Source organism: Prevotella sp. CAG:255 (assembly GCF_000431195.1).
Taxonomy (GTDB): Bacteria; Bacteroidota; Bacteroidia; order Bacteroidales; family Bacteroidaceae; genus Prevotella; species Prevotella rara.
Genome location: NZ_HF986829.1, coordinates 9,942 through 31,160, shown reverse-complemented (window position 1 = coordinate 31,160; position 21,219 = coordinate 9,942). Strand labels below are relative to the sequence as shown.

The 21,219-nt window shown below is 44.6% G+C and carries 21 protein-coding genes and 2 tRNA genes; 5 read left to right on the top strand and 18 right to left on the bottom strand.

Translation table 11 applies throughout. The features are described from left to right. The 9 genes from QVO66_RS10380 to QVO66_RS10340 all read right to left on the bottom strand — a co-directional run. Positions 1-801 (bottom strand): argininosuccinate synthase domain-containing protein (locus QVO66_RS10380; protein WP_288172813.1); only part of this gene is annotated, 801 nt, incomplete at its 3' end. A gap of 18 nt (positions 802-819) precedes the next feature. Next, positions 820-1,422 carry a GNAT family N-acetyltransferase gene (locus QVO66_RS10375; RefSeq protein WP_125105346.1) on the bottom strand — a complete coding sequence of 201 codons (603 nt, stop codon included), beginning with the start codon at positions 1,420-1,422 and terminating at the stop codon, positions 820-822. A gap of 136 nt (positions 1,423-1,558) precedes the next feature. Continuing rightward, a complete protein-coding gene (locus QVO66_RS10370; RefSeq protein ID WP_021855425.1) occupies positions 1,559-2,035 on the bottom strand; it encodes an arginine repressor in 477 nt (158 codons plus the stop codon). Positions 2,036-2,237: 202 nt separating this feature from the next. Beyond that, the gene (locus tag QVO66_RS10365) at positions 2,238-2,957 is read right to left on the bottom strand and encodes a Bax inhibitor-1/YccA family protein (protein ID WP_021855424.1); all 720 of its coding nucleotides are present in this window, start codon (positions 2,955-2,957) and stop codon (positions 2,238-2,240) included. 217 nt (positions 2,958-3,174) lie between these two features. Then, positions 3,175-4,200 (bottom strand): hypothetical protein, encoded by a 1,026-nt coding sequence (locus QVO66_RS10360; protein WP_021855423.1) that lies wholly within the window; start codon positions 4,198-4,200, stop codon positions 3,175-3,177. A 128-nt stretch (positions 4,201-4,328) separates the two neighbouring features. Continuing rightward, complete coding sequence (locus QVO66_RS10355; RefSeq protein ID WP_021855422.1) at positions 4,329-5,240, bottom strand: AEC family transporter; 912 nt, start codon at positions 5,238-5,240, stop codon at positions 4,329-4,331. Between the two features lie 153 nt (positions 5,241-5,393). Further along, positions 5,394-6,356 carry a transcarbamylase gene (locus QVO66_RS10350; protein WP_021855421.1) on the bottom strand — a complete coding sequence of 321 codons (963 nt, stop codon included), beginning with the start codon at positions 6,354-6,356 and terminating at the stop codon, positions 5,394-5,396. A gap of 495 nt (positions 6,357-6,851) precedes the next feature. Next, complete coding sequence (locus QVO66_RS10345) at positions 6,852-7,643, bottom strand: pyrroline-5-carboxylate reductase family protein (RefSeq protein WP_021855420.1); 792 nt, start codon at positions 7,641-7,643, stop codon at positions 6,852-6,854. 280 nt (positions 7,644-7,923) lie between these two features. Further along, a tRNA-Pro gene (locus QVO66_RS10340) sits at positions 7,924-7,999 on the bottom strand. 132 nt (positions 8,000-8,131) lie between these two features. Between QVO66_RS10340 and QVO66_RS10335 the strand changes: the two genes are divergently transcribed. Beyond that, positions 8,132-8,204: transfer RNA gene (locus tag QVO66_RS10335), tRNA-Phe, on the top strand. Positions 8,205-8,419: 215 nt separating this feature from the next. On the opposite strand, the gene QVO66_RS10330 is transcribed toward QVO66_RS10335, so the two are convergent. The 9 genes from QVO66_RS10330 to QVO66_RS10290 form a co-directional block, all read right to left on the bottom strand. After that, positions 8,420-9,724: a hypothetical protein gene (locus QVO66_RS10330; protein WP_021855418.1), complete on the bottom strand. Its 1,305-nt coding sequence runs from the start codon at positions 9,722-9,724 to the stop codon at positions 8,420-8,422. A 6-nt stretch (positions 9,725-9,730) separates the two neighbouring features. Next, complete coding sequence (locus QVO66_RS10325) at positions 9,731-10,345, bottom strand: hypothetical protein (protein ID WP_021855417.1); 615 nt, start codon at positions 10,343-10,345, stop codon at positions 9,731-9,733. Positions 10,346-10,430: 85 nt separating this feature from the next. Next, complete coding sequence (locus QVO66_RS10320) at positions 10,431-12,188, bottom strand: KAP family P-loop NTPase fold protein (RefSeq protein WP_021855416.1); 1,758 nt, start codon at positions 12,186-12,188, stop codon at positions 10,431-10,433. 41 nt (positions 12,189-12,229) lie between these two features. Next, positions 12,230-12,469, bottom strand: coding sequence for a hypothetical protein (locus tag QVO66_RS10315; RefSeq protein WP_021855415.1), 240 nt, complete (start codon positions 12,467-12,469; stop codon positions 12,230-12,232). A 73-nt stretch (positions 12,470-12,542) separates the two neighbouring features. Beyond that, complete coding sequence (locus tag QVO66_RS10310; protein ID WP_021855414.1) at positions 12,543-12,857, bottom strand: hypothetical protein; 315 nt, start codon at positions 12,855-12,857, stop codon at positions 12,543-12,545. Positions 12,858-12,896: 39 nt separating this feature from the next. Beyond that, positions 12,897-13,310: a TerB family tellurite resistance protein gene (locus QVO66_RS10305; protein ID WP_021855413.1), complete on the bottom strand. Its 414-nt coding sequence runs from the start codon at positions 13,308-13,310 to the stop codon at positions 12,897-12,899. A 21-nt stretch (positions 13,311-13,331) separates the two neighbouring features. Continuing rightward, positions 13,332-13,487: a hypothetical protein gene (locus QVO66_RS10300; protein ID WP_021855412.1), complete on the bottom strand. Its 156-nt coding sequence runs from the start codon at positions 13,485-13,487 to the stop codon at positions 13,332-13,334. Positions 13,488-13,505: 18 nt separating this feature from the next. Next, positions 13,506-14,003 (bottom strand): hypothetical protein, encoded by a 498-nt coding sequence (locus tag QVO66_RS10295; RefSeq protein WP_021855411.1) that lies wholly within the window; start codon positions 14,001-14,003, stop codon positions 13,506-13,508. A 214-nt stretch (positions 14,004-14,217) separates the two neighbouring features. Then, the gene (locus QVO66_RS10290) at positions 14,218-14,880 is read right to left on the bottom strand and encodes a hypothetical protein (RefSeq protein ID WP_021855410.1); all 663 of its coding nucleotides are present in this window, start codon (positions 14,878-14,880) and stop codon (positions 14,218-14,220) included. A 1,797-nt stretch (positions 14,881-16,677) separates the two neighbouring features. Between QVO66_RS10290 and QVO66_RS10285 the strand changes: the two genes are divergently transcribed. The 4 genes from QVO66_RS10285 to QVO66_RS10270 all read left to right on the top strand — a co-directional run bounded on the left by QVO66_RS10285 (position 16,678) and on the right by QVO66_RS10270 (position 21,073). Beyond that, on the top strand, positions 16,678-19,059 hold the full coding sequence (locus QVO66_RS10285; RefSeq protein WP_288172812.1) for a T9SS-dependent choice-of-anchor J family protein: 2,382 nt from the start codon (positions 16,678-16,680) through the stop codon (positions 19,057-19,059). A 312-nt stretch (positions 19,060-19,371) separates the two neighbouring features. Beyond that, positions 19,372-19,896 (top strand): RNA polymerase sigma factor, encoded by a 525-nt coding sequence (locus QVO66_RS10280; RefSeq protein WP_053398797.1) that lies wholly within the window; start codon positions 19,372-19,374, stop codon positions 19,894-19,896. A 17-nt stretch (positions 19,897-19,913) separates the two neighbouring features. Further along, complete coding sequence (locus tag QVO66_RS10275) at positions 19,914-20,363, top strand: hypothetical protein (RefSeq protein ID WP_288172811.1); 450 nt, start codon at positions 19,914-19,916, stop codon at positions 20,361-20,363. Between the two features lie 83 nt (positions 20,364-20,446). Then, positions 20,447-21,073 carry a DUF6108 family protein gene (locus QVO66_RS10270; RefSeq protein WP_021855405.1) on the top strand — a complete coding sequence of 209 codons (627 nt, stop codon included), beginning with the start codon at positions 20,447-20,449 and terminating at the stop codon, positions 21,071-21,073. Positions 21,074-21,219: the final 146 nt, after the last annotated feature.

Sequence of the window (21,219 nt, the reverse complement as noted above, 5' to 3'; positions counted from 1 at the left end):
ACCCTTTATGCCGATGATAGTGTCGCCAACGTTGCAGTCGCGGCCAATGCCGTAAGCAGCACCAATCTCCTCAATCTTCTGTATGGCCTTAACCTTGTCGTCGTATTTCTCACCGTTGACGGCAACAATTTCTCCCTTCTTGAACTCTATGCGCAGCTCGCTCTCGTCGTTGCGTGTAACGTGCTTCAGGTAAGCCTCTTCGGGCAGTCCCTGTGCCGAGTCGAGAATCTCGCCGCCGCAGATGCTCGTGCCCCAGATGCCAACATTGTAAGAGTATTTAAGTTTGGTGAAGTCGGCAAAATATCCGTGTTCGTTAAGATAGTCGACCTCCTCCTTACGCGACAGAGCCTTGTCGCGTGTAAGCGTGATAATCTCAACGCCCGGAGCCATAACGAGGAACGTCATGTCGAAACGTATCTGGTCGTTGCCCGCTCCCGTTGAACCGTGAGCAATGGCGTCGGCACCAATCTGCTTTGCGTAGCGCGCAATGGCAATGGCCTGGAAGATGCGCTCTGACGACACTGAAATGGGATAACAGTTGTTGCGGAGCACATTGCCGAAAATCATATATTTCAGACTTTTCTCATAATATTCGTGTGTAACGTCGAGTGTAACATACTCCTTTGCGCCCAGTTTGTAGGCGTTTTCCTCGTTCTGCCTGAGCTGCTCGTCGCTGAATCCGCCTGTGTTGGCGCATGCAGCATAGACTTCATAGCCCATGTCGTGCGATAGTTTCATCACTGTGTAAGAGGTGTCGAGTCCACCTGAGAATGCCACAACTACTTTTTTCTTGTCTGCCATAACAAATATGTTTTTTAATCAGTTTCCAATTCTTTTAATTCTCTCAATAACGTTTGCGGGCAACTCTATCGGAGTTTTGTCGCCCTCATGCTCGGCCGGGTCGTAAAGCATGCCTGTGCAGATGCAGTAGCGGCGGCCCGTGCGCTTCAGCACGTCTACGTTGATGCAGCCCTCGCATCCGCGCCAGAATGCCTCGTCGTCTGTAAGGTCGGCAAAGGTTACGGGCAGATAGCCCAGCTGCGTGTTCATGCGCATCACGGCCGAACCGCTCGTCAAGCTGAATATCTTGGCTTTAGGCCAGCGTGTGCGGGCCAGCGTGAAGGTCATGTCCTTTATGCGCTTCGACACGCCCATGCCCCTGTAGTCGGGATGAACGATAAGTCCCGAAGTGGTTACATAATGTTTGTTGCCCCATGTCTCAATATAGCTGAAGCCGACAAACCTTCCGTCACACAGGGCTATAACGGCCTTGGTTTCTCTCATCTTGGTTGCCAGATACTCATGGCTACGGCTGGCAATACCCGTTCCGCGCACTTTGGCGGCTGCCGCCATTGTATCGAGAATGGTGTCAACATATTTCTCATGTGACGCATCAGCCACCATTACTTCAATTTCTTTCATCATTGTAACGTTTCTGCCGTAAAGGACGTCAAGCCCCTGCCCGAACCAAATGAGGCACGGGAAAGACCGGACGAAACCGGCATTGATACATTGTTTATATTAAAAAGTTTCTGTTATTTATTATCTATTGCCACCTTTATTTTATGTCAGGAATGACGTTGCGCAGCTCGGCCACAATGTCTCCGTGCCTCACACCGTCCTTTATGACAATAAAAATAGTGTCATCGCCGGCAATAGTGCCCAATATCAATGGTATGCCACTGTTGTCGATGTTGTAAGCCAGACTGCTGGCATAGCCCGGACGTGTCCTAATAACGCCCATGTTGCCAGAAAAGTTGATAGACATAAATCCAGACGTAAGCAGCATCTCGGCAGCCGTCTTAGGGCTCGACACGCGCTTATACATCGTCTCGTTGGGCAGCACATAGAAGTATTTGCCGCTCAAACTTGTAGCCTTTGCCACCTTAAGCTGTTTCATGTCGCGGCTCAACGTGGCCTGCGTAACCTTGTAGCCTTCTTTCTCAAGAGCCTTGAGCACCTCGTCCTGACAACAAAGCTCCTGGCTCGAGATAAGCATACGCAAAGTCTGTAATCTACCGTTCTTTGATTTCATTTGCCTGTATATTTATTCATTTATGTTTGCAAATATACAACCATTCACGTATATATACAAACATTTTTGTATAAAAATACGCCAATAGAACTATTTTTCACATATTTCTGAATATATATTCAACAAAAAAGCAGGATGCACAACTGCATCCTGCTTCAACACTTATAATTTGCACCGTCAAAAGGCGCAACTGATGAATCTTTTATTCTCTACTGTTTCCGAATATTCTGAGCAGATAAAGGAAGAGGTTGATAAAGTCGAGATAGAGCGAAAGCGAGCCTAAAAGGGCTATCTTTTGTGTCTCCTCGTTAACATCGTCTGCCATAATCAGCATCTGCTTTATCTTCTGAGTGTCGTAGGCTGTAAGACCGACAAAGATCAGTACGCCGACGTAGCTAAGTATAAGACTGAAGCCGCCGCTCTTAAGCAGGAAGGCGTTGACCACAGTGGCGATGATCAGACCGATAAGGGCCATCATAAGTATCTTGCCCAATGAAGACAGGTCGGCCTTGGTGAAATAGCCTATGGCTGCCATAACGGCAAACGTGCCGGCCGTGATAAAGAATACGCTGGCAATAGACTGCATTGTATATACGAGCAGAATAAGCGACAGCGTGGCTCCGTTGAGGGCAGAATAAAGGATAAACAGCAGTGTGGCTGTGGTGAGCGACAGGCGGTTGATGCGTGCCGAAACAGTCCATACCAAAGCCAGCTCGGCTATGAACAAGCCCCAGAACAGCAGTTTGTTAGACACCAGGGCTGTTATTATGCCGGGACTTGAGGCCACGCCATAAGCCACAAAGCCTGTTATGACAAGGGCCAGAGTCATCCACACGTAAACCTTGCGCATAAGCGACGGGAAGGCTACCGACGCGATGTTTTCTTTCTCGCGTATGAGATCATACAATCTTTCTTCGTTCATTTTTTCTTTTCGGTTTTGTTGTTTTTATGATTTCTTTTTTTATCTCCTAACTCTTAAATGCCCGACAAAGCAGGCATAATATGTTATGCAAACATAAGCAAAAAAAGCGACAAATGCCTTTGTTTTAATAAAAATCATTGATTATTCACAAATATTCCGTATATACAGACATTGTGACAGACGTAAATGTCGCTGTACATGACAGATAGGCCCCGTGTCAAGCCTCAGCAGGCCTCTCGGCAACACACTCTATCATCACCGGCAAGCAGCCGCCGGCTCCGTCGGCACATACAATGACGTGAGGCACATAAGGGAAAGCCATGGAGAGCAGACGATCGACATCGGTATAGTCAGAAAAGTCACGAAGATAAGCCACAAAGCAACTTACGTGGTTCATCGTCAGACCGTAGCGCTTAAACCTTACGCCCATGTCGCCAAGAATCTGTCCGGTATACTGGCGCACATCGAGCTGACTCATATCGGCATCAGTCGCAGAAGGAAGTACGAACGGCGGGATGTCAACACGCAATCCGCTGCCTAAATCTACGCCAAGGTCTATACAGCCATAGCCTGCGGCAGACTCATCTTTTGCCGAGCCTTCATCAGAGCAAGGAGGAACGACAGCCTTGGCATCGCCACCAAACGACAGATAGTCGAGAGCCACCACGGCTCCGTCGGCATGTGTTACGCCGCCAACAACAGTAACCGCCATACGCAATTTGCCGGCATCAATGCCATGACGCCCAAACACGTCGTCGCGTGCCTTCTCAACGGCATCAAGACAGCCGTCAGTATCAGCCACATAAAGCCACACGCGCAGGCAGCCAACTCCTGAAGCGTCATCGGCAAGATGAGCCGAACCGACAAACTTTTCGAACAGAGCCACAGCCTGCCCATAGGCATCCTTACCGGCCATATCGGCCTCGCAGAGCCTTAAACTGCAAAACGAAGAAGCCGACGAAGCATCAGACGTGCATACAAGAAGCGAAACCTTCGACCCGTCAAGCGGAGCCTGCCCTACCACGGAACACGGCACATGCGAAAGATAGTCGTGCCACAGCTGCGACTCGAGCAGAGCGGCATATTGATTGCGGATGTCGCTAAGAAACACCTTAACATAAACGATATGGCGGTTTTCAAGATTCTCCATATCAACATAATCGCCCGTCTTCATGTAGAGATGGCACAGCCGCTCCCAGAAATTTCCTCTGGCAACGGCCGACAGAACAGCATATTTTTCCATAAACAGATATTCTTTTTAGGCGCAAAAATAATGCTTTAAAATTTAAAGCATACGCAAAAACAGCTTTTTTATCACAAAATTGACATCAAAGACATAATATTTCATTCACACCGGTCAACATCTGCGCATCAAAATATCAGCGTAAGCAAAGGTATGGTGACAACGGAAAGAATGGTAGTGATCAGCGTGCCCTCAACCATCTCGCTCTCATCGCGCCCGTATCTCAGGCAAAACATCGTGCCATAAGAGGCCACCGGCATGCCAATAAGCACGGTGTTGATGCGGTTGATTGTCTCGTCTACTCCACAAAGGCGCAACAGGAAATATATGGCCACGGGGATTATCAAGAGACGGAAGGCTGACATGACATAGACCGACCTTGTGCCGAGTATATGACGGGTATCCATCTGGGCCATCGAAGAACCGATAACAAGCAACGCTCCCGGAACGGTGATGCCTCCCAAAAGATAAAACGGCTCAGACACAACCCTCGGTATAGAATCAAGTCCAAGGGCCACTATAACTATCGAGACATAAGACGCCACCATTGGCGGACAATACAGCGTGCTGACATTAAACTTGTGTCCGTCTGTGCTTCCAAGGACAAACGACAAACCGACAATAAAGATGAAAAGTGTGTTGGGGATGTTGAGCAGACTGGCATAGAATACGGCCTGGCTGCCAAAGATTGATGCCACAACGGGATAGCCGATAAAACCAACGTTGGCAAACATAAGCATAAAACTATACATTCCGCGATAGTCGGCTTTGCGGACAAAATAGCGTGGAAGGAAATAGGCTATCAAAAACAGCAGTACATAAGTAATCATGCCTACGCCGAGCAATGGCAATATCATGCCCCGGTCGGGAAAAACGTCGCCCATCACTGACGATATGATAAGACAGGGACACGACACGTTGATAATAAAACCTGACAACTTACGGTCGAAATCGCCGCCCATAAGTCCGCATCTGTTTGAAACAAATCCCGCCACTACAAGCAGCAGGAGTATGATCATCTGTATGACAATGTTATCCATTTTTATTTTTAATATATCCTTTTACTCAGTAAAATGAGTATTAATATATAAATGCCTGAACTATTTCCGGTTGTAGCCATAAAGAATGCAGACCCGACTTGTCATCATCGGCCTGCATTCTCCGTTAGCAAATATGATTTAAAATGTAGAATTCTATAATGACTCGAGCATTCGCTTGATTACCACAGAAGCTGAAATCTCGCGATTGGCTGCTTCTGGAATGACGAGCGAATTAGGACTTTCTATCACATCGTCTGTTACGATAAGACCGCGGCGTACGGGCAGACAGTGCATAAACTTGCCGTTATCTGTAACGGCCATGTGTGCCGCGTCTATTGTCCACGACATGTCCTTGCTTAATATCTTGCCGTAGTCAGACGGACAGGTCACGCCGGGACAGCTCCAGTTTTTGGCGTAAACGAAGTCGGCTCCTTCAAGGGCTTTCATTTGGTCGTACTCAACACGGGCATTGCCAACAAACTTCGGATCGAGCTCATAACCCTCGGGATGAGTGACAACAAAGTCTACGTCGGCAGCGTTCATCCACTGCGCAAACGAGTTTGGAACGGCCTGCGGCAATGCACGGCAATGAGGTGCCCATGACAGAACAACCTTCGGACGGGCTTTTGTCTTGTGCTCCTCAATGGTTATTAGGTCGGCAAAAGCCTGAAGAGGATGCACCGTTGCCGTTTCCATGGCAAACACAGGACGGCCGCTGTACTTGATAAACTGATGGAGCACGGTTTCGGCATAATCATACTCACGGTCGGTCAGGCCTGCAAACGAGCGCACACCGATAAGGTCGCAATAGCAGCCCATCACTGGAATGGCTTCGAGCAGGTGCTCGCTCTTGTCGCCGTCCATTATTACTCCGCGCTCTGTCTCCAGCTTCCACGCACCGGCATTTACGTCGAGCACTATCACGTTCATGCCAAGATTCATGGCAGCCTTCTGCGTGCTGAGTCGTGTGCGCAGACTGTTGTTGAAGAAAATCATCATCAGCGTCTTGTTCTTGCCAAGATGCTGATACTTAAAGCGGTCGTTCTTTATTTCTTGTGCTTCGGCAAGTGTCTGCTGCAGATTGCCGATATCTTCTACGTTTATAAATGTATTCATATCTTTTTATTAAAAATTTCCCTAATACCTGAAAGTTCATAAAAACGTCTGACTTTCCGTCAGACAGTGTAGCAGATTTGCAGTCCTGTATTCTGCAAAGTGCGACAGGAGGCCTGCGCATCACGCATGGCAGATGCCGTATCGTCTTACACCTGCTCAATAAATCAGAGTTTGCAGTCTTAATAAAATTCAACATTTACAGCCTCATCGCCCACAAAGAGCAAACTGGCTGCATACTCACAAGGCTAAGCGCCAAGTGCCTTTCGGCTAATCCCGACAGAGGCTTTGGCATAGCAGCCGCCATGAGCATTTCTTATCTTCACCTTTGCACAGGCTCCAAATATAACTTGCCAAAAGTAACAATTAAATTTGAAAAATAAAAAACTTAAATAGCGAAATATTCTACAATCCGTAAATTACAGATAAAACTTGCATTATAATTTATCTAATATACAGGTTTCACTGTTATCAGAAATTCATTTTGAAGTTTCGGTCTTATTTCGACATTCCGGCTTTCAGCCCGCGTATCACAGAACTCGTAAATCCGGCATGCTCCATTTCGTTAAGTCCGCGTATCGTCATGCCTCCGGGCGTAGTAACTTTGTCTATCTCAACTTCAGGATGACTGTCATTGGCCTGCAACAAGTCTACGGCTCCCTTCATCGTCTGCATCACTATCCGCTGTGCATCATGCGCCTTAAATCCGAGTTCAACGCCGCCTTCTGTCGAAGCCCTGACATACCTCATGGCGTAGGCTATGCCGCACGATGCAAGCGTAGTGGCAGCTCCGAGCAGCCGCTCCTCCGTAACCATCTGCAATCCGGTTGAGTCAAACAAGGCAGCCATTGCAGCCGTGGCTTCTTCATCTGCATTAACCGGAACGATAAACGTCATCGAACTTTTCACGGCAATGGCTATGTTGGGTATCACGATGAACAGCCGGGGCAGCTTTCCGTCTGTTCCGCCAAGCCATTCCTTAAGCTGGCTGCCGCTTACGCCGGCCATAACCGACACTATGGTCTGCCGGCTGTAGTCAACTGCCGGCCGTATTTCGCCTATAACCTGCTCTGCCAGCCATGGCTTCACCACGACAAACACCACATCGCCTGCAGCTGCCGCTGCTTTGTTGTCTGTAGTAACATTAACTCCGAGACTTTTGAAGCGCTCGAGCGTCGCTTCATGAGGAGCCGAAACAGTGATGTCGGCAGCATCCAACATCCCGCACTTGACAAAGCCTTCCACCATGGCTCCCCCCATGGCACCGGCACCAATAACCGATATTTTCATAACCTGCAATATTATTTATAAGTCTGTCAGCCCTGTTATGCCTGTCGCAGCAAACCGACTGCCGTCCGGGCAAAGACATACTTTATATTATAAAGACACCCACTCCACCGGCTTCAGCATTTTAATCATCATGCTTAAAGCACAAGCCATGCCCCCGTAATGAAACAACGGACATACAAATATACAAAATTATTGTGTCTTTCTGTCCAAATATCCAATTTAATAAAGCTTCAAAAACCAAAAGAGGCCAACATGCTGTCTCCAACCTGTTGACCTCTTCTGGTCGGGATTACTGGACTCGAACCAGCGACCCCTACGTCCCGAACGTAGTGCGCTACCAACTGCGCTAAATCCCGATGCCTTAAAAGCGAGTGCAAAGGTAAAGCATTTTTTTGAAACTCGTGCATTTTTTTCAAAAAAAATGCTCAAAAATTTGTATGATTAACAAAAAAGGCATATCTTTGCACCCGCAATCAAGCAATAACGATGGTGCCATAGCTCAGTTGGTAGAGCAAAGGACTGAAAATCCTTGTGTCCCCGGTTCGATTCCTGGTGGTACCACTCTCAACAAACAAAATCCTGATTTCGAAACGAAATCAGGATTTTTTGTTTTTCTAATTCCTATGCAAGTGAAAGATTTATAAGACAATATAGGCTCTTAATTAAAATGTATTCCTGTCAATACCAACATTTGCTTCAACTGCATAACATGAAAACGGCATATGATTGTATTTATAGTTTACCTGCCGTATGTATTATCAACAACAATTCTGTAATTATCTCGTCATATAAACAGGACGCACATATTTAGCTGTACGATAGAGTGCTGCAACTTCCATCCAAATATAGTTATCATAGCGCATGCGCTCATTCTCCACCCCTATATAGATAACTTTCCTGCCATTAGGATGCAGTTGTCCACAACAAGACTGAGTACCCATCTGCGATTGTTCCATATCATATTTATAATTTCCTGATGAGGCACTTCCATCTTGAAATTTTTTGGCCTGTGATGAATTGTTGAACACATACATATTACAGAAAGCGTCTTCATCACGTGGTGGACGAGTATTGAACAGCAGGCGATCAACAACCCCACTGCTGATGCTTCCCTCGTATACATTAAATCCAAACAGCTTTATCTTACTGGAGTACAAAGACAAGTTTTCAGAGAACTTACCATCAGATGATATTGTCTTCTCATTAGTGGAAATACGAAGCGAATAGACCAAAGCATCACATCCCTTAGGCACAGGCACAGGGATTACCACACGCGACTTTCCCGAGAACACAGATTTCAGATTACCACGAAGTCCCACTTTCTTAGGAGAATCAAACACTGGCCTAACAGAAATACTATCCATCTTTGTGGCCAAAAAATCATTCGCCCTACATTCAATAATTTTTTCTCTCACATGAGGGCGAAGCGTATTGTCAGTCCCTTTATATGACATTGAAACATTAGCTACTGCCGTACCCTTGTCCACTATCAATTCCAGCATATAGATTCCTTGAGAACTGATATTAATATGATCTGCCATAGAGCTGCTTACCTGCCATTGCTTAATACGTTTCTGCCTATTGACATCGTAGAAGTTTACGCTAATTGTACCTTGGCAATCTAATTTTAACTCCACATTGTCACCAGCATTCAGACTATAAGGGAAACGTTTCACTCCCTTCACGTTCAAATTTCTACGCGACAAGAGAGTACCAACACGTCCACTTCCTTGAGATAAAGAGTTTTTAGCATTGAACAATTCCTCCGGATTACTTTTATATCGTTCAATTCTCTCTTTCAGTTCACGGCATTTCTTTTGAGCTTCTTCGCCCATGTTCTCGGCATTAAAATCATATCTGAGCAGATTCAATTCCTCTTTAATGCGATAAAAGTCATCTTCTGAGTCAGACATACTTGCTTCCTCGCACAGAGTATTGAGTTTCTTCAACGTATTGTCATACCTCAACTGCTCCATTTCCGGCATTCTGTTACTGTCATCAGATTTGCCCTCACTTTTACATCCTGCAAGTTGCAAGGATATAGCCATGGCACATACCCATAAGATCCGTCTTGCCTTCATTTCTTATTAATATGAACTATCAATCTGTGCATTCAATTTATCTCTTACTACATTGCTGCTGAAATATGTTTTAACGTTCTCCACATATTCGCCCTGCGAAGAATCTACATATGTCACAAACCAACTCAACTGATTTTCTATAAATCTGCGACACTCCTCCTGTTTCCCTTTTGAACACATATCTGCCACTACATCACTCAGATAAGCATAACGGCTTTGTGCATTTTCAAAGTAATTCTCATCTTTATATTCCAAAGGATAATACTCCCAAGCCCTTTCATAGTCACCATCCTTTAACAAACGTTTCCTCAATAGTTTGCATACTGTCTGCTCGTAACTACCATTATTCCACTTCATATCATACCGGCTTTTGTGCCAAGGTGTAACATTCTCATAAACCTCAATAGCCTTATCCACTTCTCCCACACTGAGATAGGACCGTATGAGTTGTAATGCCCCCTGCTTCAGTTCTGTTCTGTCAGAAACTTCCACAAGATATTCTTGTGCCTTAGATAGTTCGCCTACGGCTAAGGCCTCATTAAATTGTTCAAAAGCACTTTTACCGCAAGCAGTCAAAGCTATCGTTATAATTATAAACAGTATTATTTGTTTGGCTTTCATATACACTTTAATTTGAATAGAGCGATGGGATATTCCAGCAATATGTTGTTCTTAATTGCCAAAAATAATATAACGTTAGAAGCGTTTAACAAGCAGTTATCTCATAACCTAATTTTTTTGCAACCTCCAATAATTTAGAAAACTGAGCAGGTCTGCCCTGTGAAGTTGTAGGCCAGTTACTACAAATCAAAATGTTGGCATCAGCGAGCTGTATCGTATCTTCCAACGTTTTGTTCTTTCCCATGAACTCCACTTTACCTTTTTCCTGCATAATACGCTTATACATATCAAAAGTCATAAACACAGCATCCATGTTTTTCTGAATCCTAAAGTCCTCTTTCAATTGGGCATGAGTTATACCCGGATGTTTGTCAATATGATACAACACAAGATCATGTACAAGATTAACTTTTTTATCATAAACCTTGTTATTGAACCGGTAATTGGACAAATCACGATTAAATTTCATTGGTACTTTCGCAGGAGCATCAAATGCCTTTAAGTTGGTCACTGCAGACAACTCGATAGTTGAAGCGATAATGTCACCAAGATGTTCATCGTCATTCACAACATCCGCTATTTTGTTGAACAATCCGGACACGCTGAATACACGATTACTTAAATAAATCTCCTTCTGACACATACGAAACAGCACCTTTTCCCATTCATCATCAAACTCATCTGTTACATCCAGACTTTCTTTCTCTGATTCGGTGAGCTGGCGCAATTTTAATTTGGTAGCCACACTCTCATTCCATTTTTTGAAGTCAGGTTCTTCTGACAATTGATTGTATATATATGGATAAGCAATCTGCATACATACCAATGCAAAGTTAAGCGTTTTATCCTTGGTTGTCTGCGTTAATGACGATGCTTTAGCAAGCGATTCATTTATAATAGAGATGAGTGACAGAGTGTTGGTAAGGCGTTTCAACGAGCGCGGATTGCAGCCAACTGACAGACGAGCTATTTCCGATAGATTTTCGGCTAATACGGTATCGGCAAGTTCCTCTTTACTGAAAAATTCTATTTCACTCAATGCCTCCACAAGAAATGTGTCCACATTGTAAGAAGCTACAGGCATGGAGAAAGGCAATTGGATAATCTTATCGAAGAAGGAGCGAAACTCGCGTTCGTTCTTATCGGTCAACTCACCGAATTTTGGTTTCAAGCCTTTTATCACCACATCGTAGTCTATTGCCAATACAAATACACAATGTTTTAAGTCAAAAATATTCTTCAGTAATTCTAATATCTCCACCGCAACAGGAGGATCAATACGGTCAAGGTCGTCAATATAGAGCGTAAAGCCCTTCTTCGACGGGTTCTGCTCCAATGATGTCTCAACTAATTTGGCTATCTCTTTTTTCAGCTGTACTATGGTAGATTCGCCTCCATTCTGGGCAAAAAGATCATCCACAGCCTCCCCGTCTACACCAACGGTTCCAACTGCCACCTTTGCCCCGACGACAGCCATTTTCTTAAACAATCCCCCTATTTTTTTCTTACTTTCGTCCCATTTGTGATTTGGAGACAGTTCACCAATCTGAGCGATGATTCCCTCTAAAATGGCAATAATAGCCTGACTTGGCGTACGCATAAGTGAATATTGCCATGTGTTAATCCACACAGGATAATATGCAGCACCATCCGCGTCACAAAGATTATACCTCAACTGGTTCATCAAGGAAGTCTTTCCACTTCCCCATTCTCCTTGCAAGGCTATTGTGATGGGTGTATCAGTATATTGTATAAACTTAGTAAGTGCATCTTGATAAACCTGTATACCAAACAGGTCGTTCTGCTGGTGTTGGCGTGGTACGTCGATTATGCTGGATTTCATTTAGCGAATAATTTAAGAATGGGGATTAATCAAAAAATTATTTAGCAACGCTTTATCGCTGCCTTTGCACTTTCTATCTGGCGCTTGTACGATGCGATGTTGCGATCATGATATGCAGACTTGTCTATTTTCGCTTTTCTGTACGTTGCCTTTGAAGATGGTGAAGAAGCACTCTTTATCATTCTTGCATAACTCTCGTTGTCACGTTTCTTTGCCTCCTTCTCTCTAGCAATTCTGGCACGTAAATCAATAATCTGTTTTTTATAGTATTCTTTGCTCATATTCTTAGAATTAATTGATAAACAAAAATGGCGCAACCGATGTTTCTATTGCGCCATTTAAAGACTCTATAATTTATTCCTTACCGGCAGCAACAAGTGTGATGGTATTGTCGCTCAACTTAGTGTCAGCAGAATTTGCCACCTGGACACCAATACCATAAAGTTCAGTAAGTTTTTTCTCAAAGTTGCCTACACGCAAGTTTCCACCTACGGTCATTTCACCGCCCTTAGCTGTACCGCTCATCAGTGTACCTAGTGTAGCCTCATCATCAGCCTTTGCCTTGCATGCAGCTGTTGTATATACACGAAGTGTAGCTCCAAAAGCCTTTTTAAAGTTAGCCTTAAGGGTTTTAACCTTCATACGACTATCAATACGAAATTCTGCCATATTGTTTGTTATTTTTAATATTAAATATTTTGGTCATCTTTAAAACTCAATTTCAATCTCTGGTACATATTTCACCAAATCAGCAAGCATAAGAGCCACATCAGTGTGTTCTACCGCTCCTGTAGCATCAGCAAGATCAAAAAGAGTCTGTACTTCATCTGCTGACACAACATTGTCTGCCAATACTATTTCGATTGCACACTGCATCAGTATTTTGGCTTCACATTCATCTAAAGCAGATGCGTTTTCAACCAAATACTCCTGCACGCCATCTTCGTCTTTTCCTTCTATTACTGCCAATGCTTCATCCACCTGTTTTGCCAATTCGGCAGCATCGGTTTTTAGCGCTTCTGCTATTTCGCCAAGCACAGACTTTTCTTCCTCAGCATACACGCCATCTGCCCAAATAGCAGTGGCAAGGAATGCAGCAACATTTTTTATATCTGATTTCATATTATTTTCCAATTTTAATGTTTAACTGAACATACGTTTTATTCTTCCGATAAGACTTGCTTCCTGTTTACGTTTCTTTGCTGCAGCCGCACGCGCTTTAGCCATTCTTTCCAACATAGCCTTACCCTCTTTTGTGCGTTTGTCGATTTTCCCTGATTTTGTACGTTGTATAACCATAATTTATTGATTTTTTAGTTAGCCGATTAACCACAAAGCAGCTCCGCCACCAACCATAGTCAGTAAAGCGAGCATACCCAAACACCCTTTTTTAGGAGCATCTGGCTTCCAACCATTAAGATACTCAATGAAGAATCCTGATGCATTAAAATTCTTGCCAGAATCTTTGTTTGTCTCTGCCTCAATGCCAATTTTCTCTGCTACAGCTACAAGATTCGCAAGCGATTTAGCTGTCCATATCTGTGAAAGGGCGATTTTAGTTCCGTCTGCAAGATTCAAAGGCCGTTCACCTTTCACAAAATAGAGACTCATGTCAGACTTAGCATTACGAGCTTCAGCCTCAGCTACAGGCAGGAAGAGTTCGTCCACACCATTATCCGGGGCTATATCATTTGGAAAAGCTCTGCGTAAATCTGCCAATGTCGTTTTTGGAAACATCTGTATATAGGCATGAACAATTCCCAATGCAGTGCTGTTTTGAGCTCTACCAGTGACTTTAATTTTATTATTTGCCATTTCTATAAAAGTTTTAATTGTTTTCTATTGTATTATTTCCCGAGAAACTTTTTGAGGATGAAACCTCCAACCTTTCTTTCCAGTCCAGCTTTAGTCGTCGGGATACCAGTTTTGCGTGCAACTTTCTGTTTGAAAGCGGATATACCTACAGCGCGTTTAAGCGAGAAAGATAAACCCGGGATTGTTTTTTTCTTTGACATATAGTTTCATAATATCAGATTTCCACAATACAGTAGTTCATATCAACATTTTCCACAGCATTACATCTCCATTCGATTTCATAATCCTTTTCCACTTCGAAATTGATGTGAGTTCTTGCACAAGTACTATTCATATTTTGCCAATGTTTCTGTTTAGTATGAATACCACTTGACATGCTAAACAAATAATTATTGGATGTCTCTTTAGGAGCATTCATATATGCCTTGTCGTTTGTCAAGAACACGGCCAATCCACCAGTAACATTTTTGAAACGGTTACGCACCATTTCCAATCGACGGACATCTTTCCAAAAGTCATACATGCCCAAATCCTGTGCCCCTTGGTTTTTCATTACTTGAACAGTCAGCCATTCCTCAAAACGTGGTAGCCGTTTTTCCACAGCCTTAGTCTTGTATTTTAACTCAATTGGCACAAACTCATTGCCATTACGGACAACAATATCAAGACGTAGTTCATTCTTCCATATATAGTTGTCAAGTTCTGAATGCGGTATATAATATTCCACATCCACGTCATCATATTTATTGAGACCACGTAAATATACAGCTAAGTGCATCTGAAAGTCACGTTCATTAAAAAACAGTTCGCTATTGCTTTCAATAAAAGCTATCACATCATCTTTTACTGTTGCTAAAATAGATTTCATCTGTTTCATAATTATATTTTAACAAAGGGTAAAACATCAAATTAGAGATAAGGCTTTTGCAAGTGAATATACCCCACTATGTGACATTAATTATAAATCTTATAAAACCTTGAATTACCAATAACAAGTGAACTAAGCTACTTGACCGGAATTAGCAAATCATTTTTTAAATCATCAACCATCTCCAAATGCTTCTGTATAACATACAACAGAACCATATTGTAGATTGGATGGTTTTTCTTGCCATCTTCCTATGGACAACTTTATTTTATGATAGTTTTTCCACATAATTATTACTGTCTTTATTTATTGTTTACCTGAAGTCAATGATCCAGATACTGCAGACGGGATACAGTAATAATTATGTTTTTTAAAGGGAAAGAGCCGTCCCATTACTTTCAATACATCAGATAAACTTTATATCCTAATATTGAATTGCCTAGATAATGTAATTCCCTTATCGGATAGTCGATTTGCATTGCAAAAATATAAAATTTTATTTTCTTTAGCAGAAACTGACCGTTAAATTATTATAAATTACAGTTGCATACTTTTTTAAATTATGTTCCAAACCAGCCATAACCTTAAGCCATTCTATCTCAGCTATGCATACGACCACATGTGAAAAGAATTCTCCCAGGCAGCTTTCTTATAAACATTTCATGAAACATCTGACCAAATTCATACTGCACCTATATTCCCAAAATCATCTTTAAACATTAGTATTATTACAATAACAAACTCACTGTATCAGTTTGCTATATTGAACTCACATTTTTTACCATAGAAATCATCCTTGAAATGACACGCCAAACATAGCTACCTACTTATAATAGCAGAATATTATTAACTACTAAATACATCAAAATCTGACATTTATCGTTAAATTTGACTAACACCACATTAACAAAAGAGGATATATCATCCCATTTCTATTACAAATAATTTATGCTATAAATAAACTCAAAAACATTTACTTGACAATCTATAACAAAATGAATTTCCATCCACTTCACAGTAAATAATCATGACAAAATATTTTCTCAATCTGGCAAATTAAATTATAACGAAAGTTAAAACAGCAGCCTTTACGCAATAGGTATATTAACTTATATTCACTTTTACCCCATAAAACCGAGCTAAAATAATCGTTTTTTGATGCAAAGATGGCTACTTTTGATGCGAAAAACGATGGGTAACGCATCGTAAATGGGCCACTTTTGAGTGATAAACGGCAGAGTAATGTTTTTTAACTATTGCTGTTTTAATCGCATTTTCACGTAAGCATCTGTAGAACAACGACTTAACAGAAATGGGCAAAATATGGCGATTTTCAAGGCAAAAAGTGGATTGAGAACGGACATCGCCATTCTGAGAGCGTCAAACGGACGGAAAATTTCATAAATATTTACAAACTCCGTTTGCTTTATTTATCAAAAACACCAAACGCAGAACATGACAGGAGATGTATTTTTCGACGTTACCAAGCCACAATATTTCATTAAGCTAATGACGGTTTTATCTATTTCTATTCATGCTTTCGGTCGTCTTTTTGTTTCATTTTGTCGCCGTCTTATGTCTCACGTTGTTTGTTCCATATATCACATATTATCTACCAAACTTCTGTTTGCTTTCATTTTTGAGTTAATTTTAATTAAAGTATTTCATTTTGCAACCATACATAACGATTCTTTTACTATATTTATAATCTAAACATTTCATCAGGCCAACTTTCGTAAGGTTAAAGGGGGATCAGCCTTGCGGGCGTTCAGGCGTTATTTTCAAGTGAGCCCCAACATTATTATTATGAGGAAGATATCTACGTTTTTACTTTTCCTTATGCTGTCGGTCGTTTCTGCACATGCAGACGCAATCTATACAACAGCATTTGAGACGGTTGACGAGTTCAACGCATGGACCGTGGTTGATGCCAACAGCGACGGCGCCACATGGCTCTTCAACGAAGAAGGCACCCCGTCGAAAGTGGCTTATAAGTACGACTACTTCAACAACGGCGACGACTGGCTGATTTCGCCTGCCATAACGCCAAGTGAGACCGGCACGCTGATAGTGAAATACACATTCAGCGGAAGCATGTATGGCGAGAGCATGGAGGTGTACTCGGGCAAGGGCGGAACCGTGGAAGACATGACCAGCAAGGAGGCTACATACGACAATATAAAGAAAGACGAGCAGTCGGGCTATTTTCTCGTTGACGCCAAGGCCGGCGAGCCGTTCCACATAGCGTTCCGCGCCACATCTACGGCTTACAAGGACTATCTTTATCTCTGTTCGGTTACAGTTGAGCCGATTGCCAACCCGACAGACATAAAAGTTGCAGAGATACTGAGCCCTGCCACGGGCTACGGCCTCGGACAGGAGACTGTAAAGGTGGCGATAAAGAACAGCGGACGCACTAATCTGAGCGGATTTGACGTTGCGTTTGCAGTTGACGGCAAGGAGATTGCCAACGAGACTGTGAGCGAGACGCTCGCAGCCGGCGAGACGCTTGAATATACGTTCAAGACCAAAGCCGACCTCTCTGCCCCACTGACTACATACGAAATAAAGGCATGGGCCACTCACCCCGATGACTTCGACCACACGAACGACACATGCTACACATCGGTAAGGCACAAAGCACCGATGAATGCTCCTTACACAATGGGCTTCGAGGCTTCGGAGAACACGCAGGACTTCACATTCTACAACCTTAACAACGACGAGGGCACATGGGACGTAAGCATCGAATCAGGTTTCTTCAACATGGCGCACACCGGCAACGGCTGTCTGGCTTACGGCTATGACTCAAACAACAGCGGCGACGACTGGGCCATGCTCGACCCGATAAACATTGAACCGGGCTATTACGTGCTGAAGTTCTGGTATTCAAACCTCGACTCTTATCCCGAGAAGATGGCCGTATACTGGGGCAACGAGGCCAAGCCTGAGGCCATGACCAACAAGATTGTGGAGTTCAACTCCATTCTGAACAACAAATACGAGGAGTCTGTCAACGTTGTTCATTTCGACAAGGCGCAGACCATCTATTTAAGCTTCTATGCGTTCAGCGACAAGAACCAGAACCTCATTCTCGTTGACGACGTTTCGTTCGAGAAGGTTGAAAGCAACCTCAACGACCTTGCCGTTTCCGACCTTCAGAGTCCTTACGACTTCGTGCGCGAGAGCAACCTCAAAGACGTGATATTCAACCTGGCCAACAGCGGCGTAGCCGACCTTGACGCCAAAGTAACGGTTAGCATCGACGACGTGGCCGTTAAAGACAGCACCATCGCCATGAAGGCTCAGAGCGCCACAACCGTTACGTTCAGCGGCCTGCTGGCAGACCTGAGCGACGGCAGCCACAAGCTGAAGGTGGAAGTTGCGAACGACAACGACGAGAACGCCGACAACAACGTGCTGACAAAAGACTTTACCGCGGTAAGCAAGCCAGTGAAATTCTGGGACTTTGAGGACGGCAAACTTCCATCTGACTTCACATTCCGCGTCGAGGACAACGGCACCGTAGACCCGTCAGCCGGCGACGAGTTTAACGCAGACGGATGGGGTCTGTTCAACATCGTAGAGCACAACGTGTTCGGCGAATATATGCTGGCAGGAACATCATGGCTCGAGGGCACCGACCAGGCCGACCGCTGGCTCATAATGCCGAAGGTAAGCATCAAAGGCAAAGACAGCTATCTCGTGTGGGACGCAAACTCTTTCAATCAGCAGTTCCTTGAAGACTATCAGATAATGGTGTCTGCCACCGAAGACAACAGCGCAGCATACACAGAAGTGCTCAACGTTGAGGGCGAGACAGCAGAACCAAAGACACGCGGAATAAGTCTGGCCGACTATGACGGCAAGGACATCTATATAGCAATACGCCTCAGAACCAAAGGCGGCGACTGCCTGCTGCTCGACAACATAGGCATATACACCGGCTCTACAGGAACAGGCGTAACAGCCGTTACCGGCGAGGGCGAAGGCATCATGATATCGGGCAACGAACTGCGGGCCGCCGAAGGCACAAAGAGCATAGCTATCAGCGACACGGCAGGCCGCACCACACTGACTGCCGAAGGCAACGTTGTCAGCCTGTCATCGCTTCCGGCAGGAATATACATTGCCACTGTAAAATCAGCCGACGGCAACGTCAGGGGATATAAGTTTATGAAGAAGTAAAGACGCCGCATCATGGCAGACCATATTACGGCCGGGGGAAATTTTCTCCGGCCGTTCTTATTTTTATAAACACAAGCCGGCATCGGCAGACGAGCATGGGAAAGACCTATCACAACAGGCTTTCAACATAGGCACGACGGAGCTATGATAACATCAAGCCCAAATCAACCGATTGAAGTTAAAACAATGCAATCCGCAAGCTTCTGCCGGCATCGGCAGCCCGGCTTCAATCCAGTTTTTCAAAACAAATTTTAAAAAAAGTTCTTTTTTGATGTCACGTTTTTCCGCGTCATACGTTACCTTTATGAAACAATGATGAAACCGGAAGAATTTAACCGCATAATAATACCCATGCGCGACGAGCTGAAAGGGCTGGCACGCAAGCTTACGGGAGACGACTACAGCGCTGAGGACCTGGTGCAGGAGGTGATGCTCAAGCTCTGGAGCATGCGGGCTACGCTCGACCGGTATGAAAACAAAAGGGCACTGGCCATGACCATGCTGCGCAACAAATACAGCGACCAGTGGCGCCACGACCGGCTGGAAGACGGAAAGGCCTCAGCAACAGGCCTGACAGCCGACGACTGGCACAGGGCTGAAGCCAAAGACGAGGCCGACCTGATAAGACTTATCGTTGAACATCTGCCCGAACTGCAAAGACAGATTTTCAAGATGAAAGAGATTGAGGGCTACGAAAGCTCTGAAATAATGAAAATCACGGGATGCACGGCCGAAAGCCTCCGGCAAAACCTGTCGAGGGCACGCCGCAAGATACGTGAGGACTTTATAAAACTTACGGCCATAAGGGCCAAGAGAAAAGATTTACTGACGCTTTGAACGATATTTATAGTGTGATGAAAAAGGAAGAATATATTAAGCAGCTGCTCGACAAATATCTCGACGGTGAGACCTCATCGGCTGAGGAAAGGGCTCTGCGCGGATATTTTACCAACAGGGACAACGACATTCCTGAGGAATGGATGCCATACAAGGCTTTGTTTGCCTACATTGCCGAAGAACGGGCCGACGCCGTCGAGACTGCCCCAACAGCCGACAGCAGCCTCAACAAAGCAAGGAAGACCGGCCGCCACGGATGGATATACACGGCCTTTACGGCAGCGGCAGCCATACTTATTGCGGTGGTGATGATCGCGCTGCCGCGCCAGAGCGACAACTATGCCGTGATAGACGGCAAGGTGTACACCAACAAGAAGGTGGTTGAGGAAGAAGCCCTGAAGGCTCTCGAAATGGTATCATCTGACGAGGAAGACAACTTTGGCGCGCTCGAACTGATGCGCCAATGACACTCTCTTACTGCTGAACGCCTCATGCAGGCACATGAAAGACGATAATATAAACAACAATGTAAAAAACATTAACCCGAGATATGAAACAGCAATATTATAACCCGCAACTGCCGGCAACGCATGCTGACGCCATAAATGTTGTATGCGCGATAATGATAACGGCCATGACACGCCTTGCCGCGGCATGCAGGCTGTCGGTCAACACATACTTCGGCAACAGCGAGGCCACACGACGCAACACCAAAGGCACAAGCCGCGCACGGAGCGGCACTATGTGGCACGGGCTATGCCGCATCTTGCTCATAGCCGCACTGGCCCTTACGGCCGCAACGCCAGCCATGGCGCAAGAGGGGCTTAACGTCAACAAGGTGTTTCAGCGGTTCGGACATGCCAAGGGCTGCAAGATGGTGGAGATGCACAACGCCAAGCTGAAGGGGTATGAGCTGAAGGTGTACAAGAGCCTTACCTACAAGAACATCGGAGCAAGCATAGAACCTTATCTGAAGGCCGACAGAAAGAACGCCAAGAAGATACGCGAGGTGGTCGAGAACGGCCAGATAGTGAGCGGATACTACATAATGCCGCCAAAGAGCAAGGGCATCAACCGCTACATACTGTTCAGCAAGGTGAAGCCCAACCGGGGAACGGTGATATACATTGAGGGCGAACTCTCGCCCGACGACATAATGAAACTGTGTTACGCATAATCAAAGAAACAAACAATAAATATGACAAATATGAAAAAGACACTACTTCTGGCGGCGCTGCTGCCCCTGACGGGCATGGCCGCCGAAACCGGCGACACTACATTCGTGGTGAACAACAAGAAGATTGTTGTAAACGATTCAGCAGG